Genomic DNA, 19974 nt, shown 5'->3' on the forward strand with positions numbered 1-19974 from the left:
CGGGCGAGAATATCAGCTCTCCGGCAGATCCTCCATCATTATTCCCAGCGTATCGGACTTGAATTCCCGACGATACAAAACAAATACGACAAGAGCCGATAAAGCGATGAATAGCCAGGCGTTAACAAACCAGCCCAGTGCCGCCATCGCAAAATAATAACTTCTCAGCCCGTTGTTAAAGTTGCCGGAAGCCTTGGATGACATCTTGGAGATGGAGTCGACGTGCCGCGACATTTCCTCGGCCGACGGTTTCAGGGACAGTTCCGGAGCACCGCCAATCATCACGGACACCAGCCCGTACTGCCGCAGCGCCCACGTAAACTTGAAGAAACTGTAGACAAACAGAGTGATCAGAACGAGCACCTTGACCTCCCACTCGCCACGACTGGTGGGGTCAGAGAAAGGCACCTCGGCCAGGATGCCAAGCACGGCGTCGGAGGCACTGAGAAGTGTTACCAGGCCGGCCAGTACCAGCAGGGATGACGAGGCAAAGAACGATACGTTGCGTTCCAGATTGGCGACGATATTGGTATCCGCGATGCGGTTATCACGCGTGAGTGCCATGCGAATCCACTGCTTGCGAAAGCGGTGCATGGCAAAAGCCAGACAGGGTGTGTCGGCACTGCGCAGACCCGTGTAGTACAGGTAGCCTTTAAAGCAGGATACAAAAAACACCAATGCGATGACGTCCATCACATTGGTGCTGAAAAATTCCGTAATCACCGTCGACATGGCACCGTTGCCGCTCCTGATTTAACATCCATCCCTAGACAGTAAACCACGTCACTGGGTCACACAAGCCCCTGACAGGGGGCTACACTCGGAATTTGAGTACCAGACCGCGCAGCTGCTCTGCCAGAGTGGCGAGGGATTCGCTGGCTTCGCCGGACTGTTCGACGCTGCGACCGGTGTTGGCCGCCACATCGCTGATGCCGTGAATGTTCTGGTTGATTTCATGCGCTGCAGCCGTCTGCTGCTCAGCCGAGCTGGCAATCTGCTGCGTCATTTGTTCAATTAACTCAATGCCTTGCGATATTTTTTCGAGAGCATGGTCTGTTTCGGCGATGCGGTCCACCATCTTGGTCGCGCCAGTACGGCTGTGCTGCATGACCTGCTCGGCACGGACCGCGCCACCCTGCAGCTTTTCAATGGTCGACTGAATCTCAGTGGTCGAATCCTTGGTGCGGCTGGCCAGTGAGCGCACTTCGTCAGCAACCACCGCAAAACCGCGGCCACTTTCCCCGGCCCGGGCCGACTCGATGGCAGCGTTCAGCGCCAGCAGGTTGGTCTGTTCGGCTATATTCTCGATCACCTGCAGAACGCTGCCAATGCGATCACTGTCAGCACGCAGCTCTGTCACGACCTCTACGGCGCGCTCAATTTCACTTGCCAGCGCGTTGATCGCTTCCACCGTGGACGCGACCACCTCACGACCATGCCCTGCCTGGCTGCTTGCATCACGCGCACTGTCCGCTGCACGGTGGGTATTGGAGGCCACCTCTTCCACCGTCGCAGTCATTTCATTCATGGCTGCCGCAGTGCTGTCAATTCGCGCATTCTGATCGACAATGCCCTGTGTCGTGACGTCATTAACCTGGGTAAGCTCGGTGGCGGCCGAGGCCACGTTTTCCGCATAGCGGGTTACTTCATCCAGCATTTCGCGCAGGCTGTCCTGCATCGTCGCGATGGATGCCAGCAGGCTGCTCTTGTCACCTGATCGCAGTCTGATATCCCCCGTGAGGTCGCCATCGGCCACCTGGCGGACAACATCGGCCGCATACTCAGGATCGCCGCCCAGGGTTTTGAGCACATTGCGAACCAGCAAGAGACTGGCAGTAATGGCCGCCAGCAACACCACGAATGTGACGCCGATAACCCGCAACAGCACAGCGCTCAACTCCGCCAGCGCAACTTCCTGCGTGATTTCCTTGACCAGTCCCCAGCCCATCAGCGGCATGAAAGTATAGCTGCCCACCACCGGTGTGCCAGCGGCGTTATTGTAGAGGCCCACACCACTTTGGCCGTTACTGATGGCGCGACCCGCTTCGGTGCTGATGGCACCACTCACCTGACGCAAAGAAGCCGCCGTCGTGACAGGAACGCCCTGGCTGTCCAGCAGATAGGCCTCAGACCCGGCGCCACGGCTCAATTCACTGACGCGCGACAGCAACGTGTCGACCTTCACGGCACCGCGCATGACACCGACGATCTGATTGCCGACCCTGACCGGAATGGCGATGGTACTGACCGTATTGCCGGTCGCCCGCGAGACTACAGGCTGCGAGAAGGCATCTTCGCCAGATATCGCCTGCTGAAACCAGGCGCGGTCGCTGACCACAAAGGCATTGGCCTCCTCCCGTGGCATGACACGTGACTGCCCATCAAATTCAACGCCGACAACCCCCACTCCGCGGGTATCCACAAAAAAGATGGTGTCGTAAAATCCCTGCATGTCTGCGATACGCTGCAGCAGTTGTTCCAGCTGCTCGAGATCCTGAAACCTCGCTGCGTCCAGTGACGCCAGATAGCGCATCTCATCCTGCCGGGCCAGCGCCCAGTCCAGGAAGGACTGCATATTCAGCTCACCTGTGGTGCTCAACTCGTCCAGTGTGACCTGAGTAAATGAATTACGGTATGACACATACAACACGCTGGCGACCACCAGCACAGACGTTAGAACAAGGCCTGTCATCAACAGCGTCAATCGACTGCCAAAGCCCATTTTGCGGGATGAATTGGATTTATGAGATGTAGACATGAGGCAAACTCCAGCATATGACGGCGATCAACTGCCATCGGATGAAAAAGTGATACCATTGACGACTGACAGGCACCACATCAAGAGTATCGGCCCCGAATTCTGTGACTTTAGTCACAAAACCACCGCCATGTGCCAAAATGCGCTAGCGCAAGAGAATTATCGACAATGTTGAAACGGAAGTACCTGTTCGTCACAGCTCTCATCATCCTTATGGTGGCGGGCTTTACAGCTACCAGTCTGACGAGCTATTTCGTGGCACGGGAATCGCTGTCCAGCAGCATTTCCAACCAGATGCTGCCGCTGACCAGTGACAACATCTACTCCGAGATACAACGCGATCTGCTGCGCCCCATCCTGATTTCGTCGGTGATGGCCTCTGATACCTTTGTTCGCGACTGGGCTATCAGTGGCGAGGAAGACGCCGAACGCATCATCGCCTACCTTAACGAGATCCAGCGCCAATATGACACCATCACGGCGTTTTATGTGTCGGACGAGACTCGCCAGTATTACCACCCAAGCGGCATCCTGAGACAGGTCAGCAGCGACGACCCCCAGGATGCATGGTATTTCCGGGTGCGTGATATGCGCGATGACTATGAAATAAATATCGATACTGATACGGCTGACACCAGCCGGGTCAGCATTTTCATCAACTACAAAGTACAGGATTACGATGGCAGGTACATCGGTGCCACTGGTGTAGGTCTCTCGGTCCAGGCTGTAACGCAGTTAATCGATACCTATCAGGAGCGTTATAACCGCACGATTTATTTTGTGGACCGCCAGGGCAATGTCACGCTGACCGGCAGAGGCTATCAGGGCCCCAACCGCCTGCAGGAGCGGGAAAACTTCTCGCTGCACGCCACACAGATTCTGAGCTCACCCAGTATTTCATTGGAAATAACTGACAATGCTGGCAACCACAGCTATCTGAACAGCCGGCTGGTGCCGGAATTTAACTGGTACCTGATTGTTGAACAAAGCAATGCCGCCAGTGAGCAACGTCTGGACAACACCCTGATCAATAACCTCGCGCTGTCCGGCGCCATCATGATTCTGGTGCTGCTGGCTGCGCATTTCACCCTGCGCTCCTATCAGCGCAGACTGGAGCAAATGGCAACCACTGACCAGCTGACCGGCGCCGCCAACCGCCATCTGTTTGAATCCATCTTTGAACACATCAGCAAAAGTCTGCCGCGTTATGCGCGTCCGGTGTCACTGATCACGATCGACATTGACCATTTCAAGCTGGTTAACGATACCCATGGCCACAATGCTGGCGACATGGTGTTGCAGGCCGTGGCGACCGTCATCAAGGAAAATATCCGTGACAGCGATTCGCTGTGCCGCTGGGGTGGTGAGGAGTTTGTGCTGCTGCTGGACCGCTGCACGTCTGATGAAGCCCTGATACTGGCAGGCAAGATCGGCAACGCTGTCAAAAACCACAATGTTGCCATTGGTCGCCAGACCATTCAGGTCACGCTGAGTATGGGGGTCACCCAATACCATTCCGGCGAGCCGCTGGAGCGCATGATTGCACGCGCTGATGCGGCCCTCTACGAAGCCAAGGAGTCCGGCCGCGATCGCGTGGTACTGGCCAACTGAGCCGCGCTGGCCGCCCAGTTCTGCTGCGACGGCCCGCCGCAGCGAGTCTCAGCTGCGTAGATGGTAACCGGTGCGGAATATCCAGCCCACCACCAGCAGGCAGGCCAGAAGAAACACACCGATCATGCCCAGACTGATCCACAGACTGACATCAGCAATTTCGTAGAAACTCCAGCGAAAACCACTGACCAGATAGGTCACCGGGTTCAGCAGTGTGATGGTCTGCCAGACCGGCGGCAGCATGCTGACTGAGTAAAAACTGCCGCCCAGAAACACCAGCGGCGTCACGATAAGCAACGGAATCAACTGTAGTTTCTCGAAGTTATCGGCCCAGATTCCAATAATAAAACCGAACAGGCTGAAGGTAATGCCGGTCAGTATCAGAAACACCAGCATCAGCATCGGATGGGCAATACGCACATCCACAAAAAACGTCGCCGTCGCCAGGATGATCAGCCCCAGCATGATGGACTTGGTGGCGGCGGCCCCGACATATCCGATCAATGCCTCGATCATCGAAACTGGCGCAGACAACAGCTCGTAAATCGTGCCAGTGAATTTCGGGAAGTAAATGCCAAAGGCCGCGTTGGACACACTCTGCGTCAGCAGCGACAGCATGATCAGACCAGGCACCAGGAAGGCACCATAGCTGATACCTTCAACCTCAGTAATCCGCGAGCCGATTGCCGATCCGAACACCACAAAGTACAGTGAGGTGGAGATGACCGGCGCCACCACGCTCTGAAGCAGCGTTCGCCCGGTACGGGCCATTTCAAACTTATAGATGGCCTTGATGGCATGAATGTTCATCAGGCTTCCTCCAGCAACTGTACAAATATCTGTTCCAGCGAACTCTGTGTCGTACTCAGGTCACTGAACTCTATGTTTTCTCGTCGCAGCGCATCCAGCAGACTGGTAATGCCGGTGCGGTCAGCCTGAGTGTCAAAGGTGTAGACCAGCTGGTAGCCGTCGCGACGCAGCTCCAGAGCCTGCGAAGCGAGGCTTTCGGGAATTGCCGTCAGCGGCTGTTTAAGATCCAGCACCAGCTGTTTCTTGCCCAGCTTCTGCATCAGTGCCGCCTTGTCTTCCACCAGGATGATCTCGCCGTTGGCAATCACGCCAATACGGTCTGCCATCTCTTCGGCCTCTTCAATGTAATGCGTGGTCAGGATGATGGTCACACCGTTTTCGCGCAGGCGGTGCACCAGCTGCCACATTTCTCGGCGCAACTCGACATCCACCCCGGCCGTCGGCTCATCCAGAAAAAGTACCCGGGGTTCGTGCGACAGCGCCTTGGCAATCAGCAGCCGCCGCTTCATGCCACCAGACAGCGTCATGATCTTGTTATTACGCTTTTCCCACAGTGAGACATCACGCAGCACTTTTTCGATGTAGGCATGATCGGGCGCCTTGCCGAACAGGCCACGGCTGAAGTTGACCGTCACCCAGGGCGTTTCAAAAGAGTCAGTGGTCAGCTCCTGCGGCACCAGCCCGATCAGGCTTCTGGTATCACGGTAATCCTTGATGATGTCCTTGCCACCCACTGTCACCGAGCCAGAGGTCGGCTGGGCGATACCACAGATGGTGGAAATCAGCGTGGTCTTGCCCGCGCCATTGGGTCCCAGCAGGGCGATGATCTCACCCGGATAGATATCCAGATTGATATTCTTCAGCGCCTGATAGCCGCCGCGGTAGGTTTTGTTGAGGTTCTTGATCGAAACGACAGGTTCCATAACATCCTTCACTTTTCTGGGTCCATGACAGCCAGAGTCTGGCGTCAATTACCTGGTCGACAACCGCGCCGGGGGCGCGAAATAACGCGCGTTGTCAGAGCGCCGCGAGCGCCTCCGACAGTTTGGTCACACCGACCACCTCCATGCCGGGGATGGGCGATTTGGGACGATTGGCCTTGGGCACAATGGCGCGCCGGAAACCATGTTTGGCCGCCTCCTGCAGGCGTTCCTGCCCGCTGGGCACCGGCCTGATCTCACCAGCCAGTCCGACCTCTCCAAACACAACCAGGTCACGAGGCAAAGCATTGTCGCGGAAACTCGACACAATCGCCAGCAACAAGGCCAGATCGGCGCTGGTCTCCGTCACTTTGACACCACCAACCACGTTTACAAAGACATCCTGATCGGCCATGAACAGGCCGCCATGACGATGCAGCACCGCCAGCAGCATGCCCAGGCGGTTCTGATCCAGGCCCACGGCCAGACGGCGTGGATTGCCTGACTGACTGCCATCAACCAGTGCCTGAATCTCCACCAGCAGCGGACGGGTGCCTTCCCACAACACCATCACCAGCGAGCCGGGGCTGTCCTCCTCGGTACGCGCCAGGAATATCGCAGAGGGGTTTTTCACTTCCTTCAGGCCCTTCTCGGTCATGGCAAACACACCAAGTTCATTGACGGCGCCAAAGCGGTTTTTCTGCCCGCGCAGAATGCGGTAGCGCGTGTCACTGCCACCTTCCAGCATGACAAAGCAGTCAATCATGTGCTCCAGCACTTTGGGCCCGGCCAATGTACCGTCCTTGGTGACGTGACCAACCAGGAACAGCACCGTACCGGTCTGCTTGGCATACTGAATCAGATAGGCTGCACATTCGCGCACCTGAGACACACTGCCGGGAGCCGATGCCACCTCAGCACTGTGCATCACCTGAATGGAGTCAACTACCAGCAGACGCGGCTGAATATCGGTGGCCAGCTGGCAGATGGTCTCGACCTGCGTTTCAGCCAGCATCTTCAGATTCTTTTCCGGCAGACCCAGCCGCTTGGCACGCATGCCAACCTGCTGCAGCGATTCCTCACCGGTCACATACATGGCAGACATCTGCTGTGCCAGGTGACACATGATCTGCAACAACAGCGTACTTTTACCGGCACCCGGATTACCACCAATCAGGATGACAGAGCCGGGCACCAGGCCACCGCCCAGCACCCTGTCCAGTTCGCTGAGCGTCGAGGAGAACCGTGGCACGGACGCAACATCAATTTCCGACAGATCCTGCACACTGGCTGCCGTTTGCCCGGCATAACCCTGGCGCCGAAAATCTGCCTGCACCGATGGGGACTGATTGGCCTGGCCGACACTGATACGTGTCAGCGTGTTCCAGGCTTTGCAGGCCGAACACTGCCCCTGCCACTTGCTGAATTCAGAGCCGCAGTCGTTGCAGACGTAGGCTGTTTTGGTTTTTGCCATGAGCACTCACTAGCTGGATGAGGAGGTTTGTTCCGGCAACAGATAATTAAACTGCACACGCCCGGTGATCTGACAGAACAGTTCGTAGGGTATGGTCTGACACAAGTCGGCAATGCGATTGGCAGACAAGGAGGCACCGTGCGCAGCGCCCCACAACAGACACTCATCACCAATACGGGCCGGTATGTCGGTCAGGTCCACCGTCAGCATGTCCATGGACACGCGGCCTGCCAGTTGTGACTCATAGGCCCTGCCCTGCGAAAAAATGATCAGCGGCGTACCGCTCGGAGCGTGGCGTGGATAACCATCACCATAACCGATACCAACAATACCGATACGCATATCCTGTTTAGCGGTATACGTGGCACCATAACCAACTGTGTCACCAGCCTTGACCTCATTGATGGCAACCAGGCGCGATTTCAGATTCATCACTGGCTGCAGATTGTCCTGCGGGCCCTCGCGTCCGATCATCGGCGAGGCACCGTAGAGCATGATGCCGGGCCGCACGATACCCACATGGGTCTGCGGCCAGTTGAGAATGCCTGCGGAGGCCGCCAGCGTGCAACCCCCTGATTCGGCGGGCAACGTTTCCGCCAGCTCCAGGAAGGCTGCATGCTGTTGCGGCGTCATAGGCGACTCCAGGTCATCCGACATGGCCAGGTGCGACATCAGTACCGGTTTTACAGACAAGCCATGTTGCTGCGCCTGCTGTCCCAGTTGCTGCCATAGCTCAACGGCATCTGCCGGTGGCATGCCCAGCCGGTTCATACCGGTGTTCACCTTGAACCACACATTCAGACAGCCGCTGACCGGTTTGATGCCGGCCTGCAGTGCTTCGAACAAGAGCGTCGCCTGCCAGGAAGAGTGAATAACAAAAAAGAAACCGCCTTCCAGAATATGCCGCATTTCCTCGGCATTCAGCGGACCGCGCATCAGCAGAGTATCGGTATTGTCAACGCGGCTGCGCAGCGCCTGGCCTTCGCGCAGTGTTACCACGGCAAACAGATCGCCTGGCTGCATCACCTGCTTTAGTGCGGGTACCACCTGGAACACACCATGACCATAGGCATTGGCCTTGACCACGGCACAGATGCGGTTGTCGGGGGCATGCTGACGGGCTACGCCAAAATTGTGTTGCAGCGCAGCCAGATCGATATCAGCCCAGCTGTGGGGCGCCAGCGAATCAACCATAGCCGCCTTCGTAGTCGGCCGGTCGGGCAAGATTTTCAAAGCGGGTGAACTGACCCAGGAAGCCCAGTCGGACCGTACCGATGGGGCCGTTACGTTGCTTGCCGATGATGATTTCCGCCACGCCTTTGTCCGGCGTGTCTTCGTTGTAAACCTCATCGCGATACACAAAGGCGATGATATCGGCGTCCTGCTCGATGGCGCCCGATTCACGCAGGTCCGACATCACCGGTCGCTTGTTGGGGCGTTGTTCCAGCGAGCGGTTGAGCTGTGACAGCGCAATCACCGGGCACTCAAATTCACGCGCCATGGTTTTGAGAGAGCGCGAGATCTCCGAGATCTCACCCACACGGTTGTCACCAAAGCCCTTGATCTGCATCAGCTGCAGGTAGTCGACCACCACCAGCGCCAGGCCATCGTATTCACGGGCGACACGACGGGCGCGGGCGCGCATTTCGGTTGGGCTCAAACCCACCGAATCGTCGATCAGCAGTGGCCTGTCCTTGAGTTTGGCAATGGCGCTGGTCAGCTTGGGCCAGTCCTCATCCTCCAACTGACCACTGCGCAGCCGGCTCTGATCGATGCGACCAATGGAACTGAGCATACGAAACACCAGACTCTCTGCCGGCATTTCCAGACTGAATACCAGTACCGGTTTGTCCTGGTTCAGCAGTGCATTTTCGGCCAGATTCATGGCAAAGGTGGTTTTACCCATGGACGGACGACCGGCAACAATGATCAGGTCCGACTTCTGCAGACCCGAGGTCTTTTTGTCCAGGTCGATATAACCGGTGGCCAGACCGGTAATGCCACCCTTGGACTTGATCAGCTGGTCAATTTTTTCCACCGCCTTGGTCAGCAGCGGATTGACCTGCTGCGGTCCACCGTCACGGGCGCGGTTGTCGGCAATCTTGAACACCATCTGCTCGGCCATATCGAGCACATCGGTGGCAGCGCGGCCGGCCGGATTAAAGGCGTTATCAGAAATTTCGTTGGACACACGAATCAGCGTGCGCAGCGTGGCACGCTCACGGATGATGTTGGCGTAGGCAGAAATATTGGCAGTGCCACGCGCATGGCTGGCCAGATCGGTCAGGTACTCAATGCCACCGGCGCTTTCCAGATCGTTCAGACTGTCCAGCGCTTCCACCAGCGTCACCACATCGATGGGCTTGCTGGACTCGATCTGGCGCTGCATTACCGAATAGATCAGCTGGTGTTCGTGGCGGTAGAAATCTTCCGGCTGCAGCACTTCGGCGGCGTTATCCCAGGCACTGTTGTCCTGCATCAGGCCACCCAGCACGGCCTGCTCGGCTTCCACGGAATGTGGTGGCACCTTGAGTTTGTTCAGTGCCGAGACCGGGCCCTGAGCCCCGCTGCGGCCACCGCCCATACCAGATGGCGTGCTGCGCTCCTGATTGCTGCTCTGATCCAAGGTGTCCGCCATGTCTTGTTATGTCCAGTTGATGCCTGCGCTGTTTATGACCCGGCCTGATGACGTCCACGCTGGCTGTTCGGGCCCATAAAAAAAGCACCGCGCCCGATACCGGAACGCGGTGCTTTATTGTCTATCACCGGGCGCCTGGAGACAAGCGCCTGCTGGTAGTTACAGCCTTAGGCTGGAACAACTGCCAGAGTGACGGTTTCTTCGACTTCGTAGCCCAGGTCGATGGAGATTTCCCACTCGCCGACTTCGCGAATTACACCGATAGGCAGACGAACTTCAGCTTTAACGACGTCCGCGCCTTCAGCAGCTGCGTTGATCGCATCAGCGATGTCACGCGTGCCAACGGAACCGAACAGCTTGCCTTCGTCACCCGCGTTAACCGCGATGGAAACACGCAGGTCCTTGATCTTGGCAGCGCGAGCCTGTGCTTCAGCCACTTTCTCGTTGTGAGCAGCCAGCAGTTCTGCACGACGCTCTTCGAAGTCCGCCAGATTTGCTTTGGTCGCAGGCAGTGCTTTGCCCTGTGGGAACAGGAAGTTGCGTGCGTAGCCCGCTTTCACGGAAGCCTGATCACCAACGTTGCCCAGGCGACCGATTTTTTCCAACAGAATTACGTTCATGTCTATTTCCTCAATTAAAGTCAGATGCTGCCATCATCAGCCGGCGGCTGTATGCGACGGCGAAAATCGTAAAAACTGTCCAGCAACGCGGCGACCGATAACAGCTGCACAGCCAGCGGGCTCAGCAGCAACAGGTAGAAAGCTACCAGGAACAGCCGCGACAAACGCTTGATGCCCACCAGTCCGTGTACCAGTGCCACCCCGGCTACCGCCAATGGAATGACAAAATACAGTATCCATCCGGTCAGCACTGTGCCACCCAGGCTCGCCAGCAGGAACAATCCCACCAGCAACATGGCGACTGACGGCTGCAGTCGGAATTCATGAAATTCCTTCTGAAACCCGCCCGGGTTATACATCAGGGCCTGCCACCATCTGGCCAGTATCAGCAGAAACACTGCCATCAGCATGTGCATCAGGCCAAACAGCGTGAGCACACCTTCGCGCAATGTCTCCGGCGTCACTTCCGGCAGCTCGGCCGATCCGCCGCCTGCTGCCATAAAGGCTTCAACCTGCTGCAGCAGCAAATCCATCACTGCTGGCCGCATCATCAGTACGGCTTCGGCACCCACGGCCACCAGGATCGCGGCCAGCAAGGCGTACTGCCAGGATGCTGTGCGTCGCAATACCTCGGCCATCACACCCACGCCGACTAACAGAATAAGCGGCGTCATATCACCGACGCTGGCCCATCCTATCAACGGCAGCACGGCAAAGGCCGCTACCATCAACGCTTCTCTGGGTCCGTGGCGCAAAAGCACCAGGGCCACAAGCGCCGGGCTGATCATATTGATCAGCGGGATAATGCCACACAGCACGGCCGCGATAATCGCCTGTCGGCGGCCAGCCATTGCAAACGCAGCCAGAGCCCGCATTGCCAGTTCCTACTCCAGTCGTCCGCCGCAGCGGAACGGCTTATACGTTGTGGCTGTCAGTGTACGGAATCAGGGCCAGGTGACGCGCGCGCTTGACGGCGACAGCCAGTTGACGCTGATAGCGTGCCTTGGTGCCAGTAATACGGCTGGGAACAATTTTGCCTGTCTCAGAGATATAGGCCTTCAGTGTTTCCAGATCTTTGTAATCAATTTGCTTTACGCCTTCTGCAGTGAATTTGCAGAACTTACGACGGCGGAAAAAACGTGCCATGATCAGTATCCTTTAATAACGTAGTGATTAATTGTCGTCGTCTTCGTCGCTGTCATCGTCTGAATCAGAATCATAATCTTCGTCATCATCGGAGTCGTCTTTGGACGCGGCTTCACGGGCAGCAGCTTCTTCTTCAACACGACGCTTCTGCTCAGCACGGGCACGACGCTCGCGGCTCTCACGTTCGCCTTTCAGGATCAGTGATTCTTCGGTAATTGCTTCATCGGTCTTGATGACCAGGTGACGCAGAATGGCGTCGTTGTAGCGGAACAGAGTCACGATCTCGTCCAGCACTTCCTGGCCGCACTCAACGTTCAGCAGGATGTAGTGGGCTTTGTGAATCTTGTTGATCGGGTATGCCAGTTGACGGCGGCCCCAGTCTTCCTGACGATGGATCTTGCCACCCGTTTCGGTGATCATCTGCGTGTAACGCTCAACCATCGCAGGAACCTGATCGCTTTGATCAGGGTGTACAACAAATACTACTTCGTAATGTCTCATAGAGACTCCTTTTGGCAATAAGTCTTCCTGGGTTTACGACGCCGCGGTAAGACAAGGAGTTAAAGTTAAATGCCCGTGAAGCGGCCTTCCGGCACGGAATTCAGGGGTCGTGCATTGTAGAGAAGATTAACAGGCGTTGCAACGCCTATTTGCAGGGGCTTAGAGCAGGCCCGGCCGTCAGCCGGACCTTTGTCTTACCACCTCAAAGAGGCAAACACCGGTCGCAACAGAGACGTTCAGACTACTTACCGCCCCGGCCATCGGGATCGACAGCAGATAATCGCAGTGCTCGCGCGTCAGGCGGCGCATACCCTTGCCTTCCGAGCCCATTACCAGCGCCAGCGGGCCTTTCAGATCTGCCTCATAAAGGCTTTGTGTCGCCTCGCCGGCCGCACCGTAGATCCAGATACCGCGCTGCTGCAGCGCCGACAGGGTACGACTGAGGTTGGTCACCGCAACCAGATGCACTTTCTCGGCAGCGCCACTGGCCACCTTGCGCACCGTCAGATTCATCGGCGCGGAATTATCCTTGGGCACGATCACCGCATCCACGCCTGCGGCGTCGGCCGTGCGCAGGCAGGCGCCCAGGTTATGCGGATCGGTGATTTCATCCAGCACCAGCAACAGCGGTGGATGATCAAGCGATTCCAGCAGCTTATTAAGGAAGGCTTCGTCTTTGGTGGTATCGCGCCACTGACACAGGGCAATCACGCCCTGATGCACGGGCAGCCGATCGTTGCGCGGCTTGCCACCTTTGCGCGGCGCGCCGCCCAGCTGCTTTTCCAGCTCGTCGCGAGCGACCTGACGGGTCTTGAGGCCAAGCTCCGCAGCCAGTGCGCGCACCTCGTCCAGACGTTTGTCATTGCGATCCTGCTGCAGCCAAAGCTCCAGCACGTCCTGCGGATTACGCTTCAATAATTCTGTGACGGCATGAATGCCGACAATCCAGTCCTGCTGCCCGGCCATCAACGTCTCCGCGATTTACCGGCCGGCTTGGCGGCCGTTTTGGCAGCACCGGCACCCTTGGCCGCACCACTTTTGGCAGACCGACTGCCTGTGCTTTTGCTCTTGCCAGCAGTTTTGCTGGCCGACTTGTCACCTGAGCGGCCACCGCGCCTGGCCGCGCCTGCGCCAGCCCCGGCATCCGCCTGAGTTTTACCGCCGCGACCTTTGCCGCCTGAGCTATTACCACGACCGCCTTTGGCACTCTTGCCATCTTTACCGCTGCCGGTCCTGGCACCTTTGCCTGGGCCACCCGGCTTGCCAACGTGACTGCCATCGACCACCTGCAGGTCGATCTTGCGTTCATCCAGGTCTACCCGAACCACGCGCACACGCACCGTGTCACCCAGGTGATAGGTCACACCACTGCGCTCACCGCGCAGCAACTGCCGCACCGGATCAAACTGATAATAGTCATTCTGCAGCGCCGTGATGTGCACCAGGCCTTCTACATAAATGTCGCTAAGCTGCACAAACAGACCGAAGCCAGTGACCGAGCTGACGGTACCGTCAAACTCATCACCAACGCGATCCTGCACATATTCGCACTTCAGCCAGTCCAGCACGTCATAGCTGGCGGCATCGGCGCGGCGCTCGGTCATCGAACACAGCTCACCAAAGTGCACCATGTCCTTTTCCTGATACGGATAGATGTCGCGCTTGTTCAGCTTGACGGCATCCTTGATGCGTCGGATAAAGGCCCACTGCTTGCCGGAACGGATCAGATAACGCAGCGCACGGTGCACCAGCAGGTCCGGATAGCGGCGAATCGGCGAGGTAAAGTGAGCATAGGACTCAAAGCCCAGACCAAAGTGACCGATGTTGTCCGGCTGATACACCGCCTGCATCATTGAGCGGATCAGCATGGTCTGGATCAGATTGGCATCGGACCGGCCTTCGATGGCCTGCAGCACACGCTGATAATCCTGCGGCGTCGGCTTGTCGGAGCGCGTCAGCACCAGACCCAGCTCGCGCAGGAACAGCTTGAGGTTTTCCAGCTTGTCGTTATTCGGGCCTTCGTGGACGCGATACAGGACCGGCAGGCCCGACTCGGCCAGGAATTTGGCGGTGCACACATTGGCGGCCAGCATGCACTCTTCGATCAGACGATGCGCACTGTTGCGCACCACGGGCACGATCTCGCGGATCTTGCGGGTTTCGCCGAACACAATACGGGTTTCGGTGCTGGAGAAGTCCAGCGCACCGGCCTTCTGACGGGCCTCGGACAACTTGTGATAAATACCGTAGAGCGCTTCCAGGTGCGGCACCAAATCCGCATATTTACTGCGCAGTCGGGTTTGTGAGCGCTCACGCAGATCACTGTCCGGCTCTTCCAGCATGTCGGCGACTTCCGTATAGGTCAGCCGCGCATGGGAGTGGATGACTCCCTCAAAGAAGGTGTAATTGTTGACCTTGCCGGTGCGGCCGATTTCCATCTCACAGACCATCACCAGACGATCCACTTTGGGCTTCAGCGAGCACAGGCCATTGGACAGCACCTCGGGCAGCATGGGTACCACGTGCCCCGGGAAATACACCGAGTTGCCGCGATTCTGCGCTTCTTCATCCAGCGCAGAATCGGGTTTTACATAATGCGAGACGTCGGCGATGGCCACATACAATTTGGCTGTACCGCGCGGACCCGGCTCGCAATAGACGGCGTCGTCAAAGTCTTTGGCGTCCTCACCATCGATGGTGACAAACGGCAGCTGGCGCAGATCCTCGCGGCCCTTGATGTCGTCTTTGGCGACTTCTTCTTTAAGGTCTTTGACGGCCTGCGTCACTTCACGCGGCCACTCATGCGGAATGCCGTGACTGCGCAGTGCAACATCAATCTCCATGCCCGGCGCCATGTGATCACCCAGAATCTCGGTGACCTCACCAATGGCCTTGCGTCGTTTATCCGGGTAGCTGCGAATCACCGCCACCACAAACTGCCCGTCCTGGGCGCCGCGCGTGTCTTTCTCCGGAATGATCACTTCGTGGCTGATGCGTCGATTGTCAGGCACCACCAGGCCAAAACCCTGATCTTTATAGAAGCGGCCCACCACCTGCGTGACGCGGCGCTCCAGAATCTCGACGACCATGCCTTCTTTGCGGCCACGGCGGTCAACACCCGCCACCCGCGCCAGCACTATGTCACCATCAAACAGCTTGACCATCTCGTTGGGCGGCAGCACCAGGTCGCCGGAGCCATCGTTGGGTATAAAGAAGCCCATGCCGTCTTTGGTACCCTGCACTCGACCCTTGATCAGCTCCATCTTGTCCACCAGGCCATACACGCCCCGGCGGTTGCTGATCAGCTGACCGTCACGGCTCATGGCAATCAGCCGGCGGCGCAGTGCCTCAGCCTGATCCGGATCGTCCGCCAGATTAAAGGTCTCGCACAGCGTCTCATAACTGACCGGCTCGGCAATCTCCTCCATCTTCGCCAGAATAAACTCGCGGCTGGGGATGGGATTGTCGTATTTTTCGGCTTCGCGCGTGGCAAACGGGTCGTGATTCAGGGGAGGCGTGCTGGATTTACTGGATTTTTGCTTTCCGGGCTTTTTCGGGTTCGGCATAGATGCTCTGTTTACTCTCTTATGTCTCTATAATTTGCTTGTCGTTTATATACTCCGCGTCAGTATACACCCCTGCCTTGCATAATTCTTAAAGAATTTATCAAAGACCGTTGACAGCGGCATTTGGTATCGGCAAAATGCGCGCTCTGATTTGCTCCATCCCTAAATGCCCAGGTGGTGGAATTGGTAGACACGCTAGCTTCAGGTGCTAGTGCTCGAAAGGGCGTGGAGGTTCAAGTCCTCTCCTGGGCACCATATTCAATAAGTCAATCATCTTATAGTTCAAAAATTATTCCATGAAATCTATGGGACGCTGATTGATTTGTAGCGACACGCACACCTATACTAGTTGAAGCCCTGCGACTCGTGAAGTCTCAAGTTCCACTTGAGATACGCCTAAGGCATAGCGAGCGCGGGGTTATTTTTTGCTCTTCCCCAAACTGGTATCTATCTCCGCACCTGCTGGCACGAATAACCAGTGCCTGTATGAATGGTGCCAGCGATTCCTGATTTCACCCTTTGTCCCTGTACTCACGCCAATATTGAAACCGGGATGAATCTGTCGAATACGCGAATTGATATATTTGTATAACTTCTCTTTGGCGATAGTCCTCTTGCCTCGAAATCGTTGTCCTTTTGGTTTTTCCAAATGTTTATCGTTGAGCCTAAACTGCATCGCGCCCAATATGATATCTAGCGACTGAGCCAATACATGATCCTTAGAGTCGATTTCGGCTATCTGCTCTTTTTGAAACATTATCCTGTTTCGCTGAATAGCGGCATTTTTGTTTAACGATTCTAAATGATCTTTGAAGCTTTCCACCTTTTCCCGGGTATCCGGCATCTTGTCTAAATACACCCTGACTCGTGCGATTTTTTCCGCAGCCGGCGCGTATCTCAAACCGAAAGCATGCTTGATAAACTGGTAATAAAGCAGGAAATATTTGTATTCGCGCCTATATTCATCGTATGGACCAGTACGATGAATATTTTGAGTAAACATCACTCGCGCCTTCAGCTTGTCTTTGGCAATCAGGTCGAATAGCAACGCAGAGAATTCTAGGTATTTATCCAGATAGTTGCCCGTGACACGTTGCCACTTCAGTTCTCGCTGAAGATTTAACTCAGCTTTTTTGGATTCCAAAAGTTCGACAGTCTGTTCAAGATCAGGGGAGCGGACAAGCATGCCGCCGTAAAAATTTCCGTAAAATTGACCATCAGCATCGGATTCGTCGCAGTAAATAATATATTCCATCGAACTCCCTACGTCCCTTGTTTCTCCCTCTCAGGATAACCAGCCGCCTATTTACTAGCATCTGAAATATGGCATATGCAAACGCCCTGTTCTTTAATTCACTGACCAATACTGGACTAACCCCAGACTGCTTTACATTCCTAACCTATAATTTGAGCATAGGAGCAAGTGATGGGCAATCAATGATATTCACGCATAGCGCCAGTTAACCAGTCACAAATTGGACTGGCCAACAACCAGCAAATTGATGCTGATACAACAAACAACTGATCGCTGAAAAAGCAGTCCGCACAGGCAACTCTGAATTAGATGTAAAGCGCGGCTTGAGAACGGCACTGCTTGCCAGCTCCTGCACTAGCGTCATTACTAGCAGGTCGTTGCAGCGTCAGTCGATGTCGGGATTACTGCCCCAACAGAATTTGCGGTATCCTGCCCCTTTACATAGCAGCGCCCCAGAAGGCTGGGCCGCCAGATCACGGAGCACCTCATGAATTCTCAAGTCCGCCGCAGCAAAGCCGTGGCACTCATATTTGCCGTCCTGTCACTGGCCGCCTGCGGCCAGCCTGAACAATCAACACCTGTCGCGGCCGTGACGGAGGAAGCTGCGTTTGCACGGCCTGCCGGAACAGAGGCGTTTACCGCAATCATCTCTGGCACGCGGGTTGGGCAGATGGAGGTTCAGCACGGCGACGTCACTGAAGTGGGTTATGAGTACCGCAACAACGGCCGTGGCCCCTCTGTTGAAGAAGTCATTGAGTTTACCGATGAGGGTGTACCGCGAAGCTGGCGCATTACCGGCGCAACCACGTTTGGCAATATCATCGATGAGCAGTTTGAGGTGCAGGGCGGCACAGCAAACTGGACCGATACCACCGGTACCAGCGCGTCCGACATGGCGGAAGCCAATCTGTATGTAGCCCAGGAGTCCAGTCCTTATGCCTTGTGGGTTTATGCACGACTGTTGCTGGCTGCTGAAGATAATACCCTGGCGGTGCTGCCGGCCGGCGAGCTGAAACTGGAGGCTATCGATACACTGGATGTCACTGGCAGCGATGGCGCATCCATGGCCGTCACTACCTATGCGCTGTCGGGCATTGACCTGAATCCGAGTTATTTTGCCCTGGATGAGGCCGGCATGCTGTTCGCTTCCATGAATGAACGCTTTGCACTGGTGCGCGCCGGCTTCGAGCAGGAAGAGCAGCGCCTGCGTGATCTGGCAGCCGAATACGCAACCCGCCGCTTTGAATCCATACAGGAGAATGTCACCCGTGTTTTTGATAAACCGGTGCGCATCAATAACGTCAGGGTATTCGATCCCGATAGCCTGAGCCTGACTGATCCAGTCTCCGTGCTGGTGGCCGACAACCGGATCGCCTCAGTGGATGACGTGGTAGAGACGGCTGACGCCGATGAGATTCTGATTGACGGCGCGGGCGGCACCCTGGTTGCCGGCATGTTTGAAATGCATGCGCACGCCGGCCAGGGCAGCGCGCTGCTGAATATTGCGGCAGGGGTCACCAGCTTTCGTGACATGGGCAACAACAACGCCGTACTTGACGACCTGATTAACAAAATCGAGTCGGGCCGGCTGGTCGGACCGCGCATTCATCGCAGCGGTTTTATCGAAGGCAGAAGCCCGTTCAGCTCCAACAGTGGCATCCTGGTGGCGACACAGGAGGAGGCGCTTGACGCCGTCAGATGGTATGCCGATCAGGGCGACTTCCATCAGATAAAAATCTACAACAGCATGAACCCGGAATGGGTGCCGGCCATGGTGGCCGAGGCGCACGCGCGGGGCATGCGCGTGGCAGGACATGTACCCGCCTTCTCGAACGCGGACGCCATGATCGCTGCAGGCTACGATGAGCTGACGCACATCAACCAGGTCATGCTGGGCTGGGTGTTGGAGCCCGACGAAGATACCCGCACCCTGCTGCGGCTGACCGCCATGAAGCGATTCCCTGCCATTGATATCAACTCAGCCGCTGTGCAACAGACCATTTCTAGCATGGCCGAACGCGGCATGGGCATCGACCCAACGCTGGCCATCCATGAGAATCTGATGCTGTCCCGCAATGGCGAGGTGGCACCCGGCATGGTGGACTACATCGATCACATGCCTGTGGGTATTCAGCGCAACGCCAGAACGGCGCGTTCTGAAATCGCCTCACCCGAGGATGACATCGCCTATCGCGGGGGTTTTGCCAAAATTCTGGAGACTGTGCGCGAGATGCGGGATCAGGGAGTGATCATTATTCCGGGTACTGATCTGGGTGGATCGTTTAGCTACCACCGCGAGCTCGAACTTTACCAGGAACTTGGCATGACAGCAGCCGAAGTAATAAAAATGGCCACGCTCGACATGGCAACTTACCTGGGAGAGGGCGACAACCTGGGCTCAATTGAACCAGGCAAGCTGGCTGACTTCTTCCTGATTCCGGGCGACCCGACGGCAGACCTTAAAGCCATCAAGACAATTTCAATGGTGGTCAAAGATGGCAATGTCTATTTCCCCAGTGATATTTATCCTGAGTTTGGCATTCGCCCGTTTACGCCAGCACCGATGATTGTCTCCGGCGCAGGGGAGGACTAGTTCAATCTGTGAGTGCGATAAATCTAAGAGGGACGCATCCGATGTAGCCGGCGTTTTTAACTTATGAGAGCCTACATTGCGC

16 protein-coding genes and 1 tRNA gene are annotated in these 19974 nt (G+C 56.4%); 3 read left to right on the forward strand and 14 right to left on the reverse strand.

Features of this window, described 5'->3' with window-relative positions; translation table 11 throughout:
- Positions 1-12 precede the first annotated feature (12 nt).
- Complete coding sequence (locus tag QGM61_RS01565) at positions 13-732, reverse strand: DUF599 domain-containing protein (RefSeq protein WP_237133144.1); 720 nt, start codon at positions 730-732, stop codon at positions 13-15.
- 82 nt (positions 733-814) lie between these two features.
- Positions 815-2758, reverse strand: coding sequence for a methyl-accepting chemotaxis protein (locus tag QGM61_RS01570; RefSeq protein ID WP_281131618.1), 1944 nt, complete (start codon positions 2756-2758; stop codon positions 815-817).
- Positions 2759-2926: 168 nt separating this feature from the next.
- Between QGM61_RS01570 and QGM61_RS01575 the strand changes: the two genes are divergently transcribed.
- Positions 2927-4369 carry a sensor domain-containing diguanylate cyclase gene (locus tag QGM61_RS01575; RefSeq protein WP_281131619.1) on the forward strand — a complete coding sequence of 481 codons (1443 nt, stop codon included), beginning with the start codon at positions 2927-2929 and terminating at the stop codon, positions 4367-4369.
- A gap of 48 nt (positions 4370-4417) precedes the next feature.
- On the opposite strand, the gene QGM61_RS01580 is transcribed toward QGM61_RS01575, so the two are convergent.
- From QGM61_RS01580 to rnr, 11 genes are all read right to left on the reverse strand, one after another.
- Positions 4418-5179, reverse strand: a complete 762-nt coding sequence (locus QGM61_RS01580) for an ABC transporter permease (protein WP_281131620.1) — start codon at positions 5177-5179, stop codon at positions 4418-4420.
- Entirely contained in the window at positions 5179-6102 is a 924-nt protein-coding gene (locus tag QGM61_RS01585; protein WP_237133140.1) for an ABC transporter ATP-binding protein, read from the reverse strand. The genes QGM61_RS01580 and QGM61_RS01585 overlap by 1 nt, the downstream gene beginning before the upstream one ends.
- Positions 6103-6196: 94 nt before the next feature.
- Positions 6197-7573, reverse strand: a complete 1377-nt coding sequence (gene radA / locus QGM61_RS01590; protein WP_281131621.1) for a DNA repair protein RadA — start codon at positions 7571-7573, stop codon at positions 6197-6199.
- Between the two features lie 9 nt (positions 7574-7582).
- Entirely contained in the window at positions 7583-8767 is a 1185-nt protein-coding gene (gene alr, locus QGM61_RS01595; protein WP_281131622.1) for an alanine racemase, read from the reverse strand.
- Positions 8760-10157: a replicative DNA helicase gene (dnaB, locus tag QGM61_RS01600; RefSeq protein WP_281132065.1), complete on the reverse strand. Its 1398-nt coding sequence runs from the start codon at positions 10155-10157 to the stop codon at positions 8760-8762. The genes alr and dnaB overlap by 8 nt, the downstream gene beginning before the upstream one ends.
- Positions 10158-10378: 221 nt before the next feature.
- Positions 10379-10831: a 50S ribosomal protein L9 gene (gene rplI / locus QGM61_RS01605; protein ID WP_237133137.1), complete on the reverse strand. Its 453-nt coding sequence runs from the start codon at positions 10829-10831 to the stop codon at positions 10379-10381.
- A 20-nt stretch (positions 10832-10851) separates the two neighbouring features.
- Entirely contained in the window at positions 10852-11706 is an 855-nt protein-coding gene (locus QGM61_RS01610; RefSeq protein WP_281131623.1) for a hypothetical protein, read from the reverse strand.
- Positions 11707-11746: 40 nt separating this feature from the next.
- Positions 11747-11977: a 30S ribosomal protein S18 gene (rpsR, locus tag QGM61_RS01615; protein WP_237133135.1), complete on the reverse strand. Its 231-nt coding sequence runs from the start codon at positions 11975-11977 to the stop codon at positions 11747-11749.
- Positions 11978-12004: 27 nt separating this feature from the next.
- Positions 12005-12478, reverse strand: a complete 474-nt coding sequence (gene rpsF / locus QGM61_RS01620) for a 30S ribosomal protein S6 (RefSeq protein WP_237133134.1) — start codon at positions 12476-12478, stop codon at positions 12005-12007.
- A gap of 177 nt (positions 12479-12655) precedes the next feature.
- Complete coding sequence (gene rlmB / locus QGM61_RS01625; protein WP_281131624.1) at positions 12656-13444, reverse strand: 23S rRNA (guanosine(2251)-2'-O)-methyltransferase RlmB; 789 nt, start codon at positions 13442-13444, stop codon at positions 12656-12658.
- Positions 13444-16044, reverse strand: a complete 2601-nt coding sequence (gene rnr / locus QGM61_RS01630) for a ribonuclease R (RefSeq protein ID WP_281131625.1) — start codon at positions 16042-16044, stop codon at positions 13444-13446. Before rnr ends, rlmB begins: the two co-directional genes overlap by 1 nt.
- A 168-nt stretch (positions 16045-16212) precedes the next feature.
- Here rnr and QGM61_RS01635 point away from each other — a divergent pair.
- Positions 16213-16299: transfer RNA gene (locus QGM61_RS01635), tRNA-Leu, on the forward strand.
- A gap of 163 nt (positions 16300-16462) precedes the next feature.
- Here QGM61_RS01635 and QGM61_RS01640 read toward each other — a convergent pair.
- Positions 16463-17299, reverse strand: a complete 837-nt coding sequence (locus QGM61_RS01640; protein WP_281131626.1) for a DUF3800 domain-containing protein — start codon at positions 17297-17299, stop codon at positions 16463-16465.
- Positions 17300-17786: 487 nt separating this feature from the next.
- Between QGM61_RS01640 and QGM61_RS01645 the strand changes: the two genes are divergently transcribed.
- Positions 17787-19892: an amidohydrolase family protein gene (locus tag QGM61_RS01645; protein ID WP_281131627.1), complete on the forward strand. Its 2106-nt coding sequence runs from the start codon at positions 17787-17789 to the stop codon at positions 19890-19892.
- The last annotated feature ends 82 nt before the right edge of the window (positions 19893-19974 follow it).

The organism is Pseudohongiella sp. SYSU M77423 (genome assembly GCF_029911965.1).
GTDB lineage: Bacteria > Pseudomonadota > Gammaproteobacteria > Pseudomonadales > Pseudohongiellaceae > Pseudohongiella.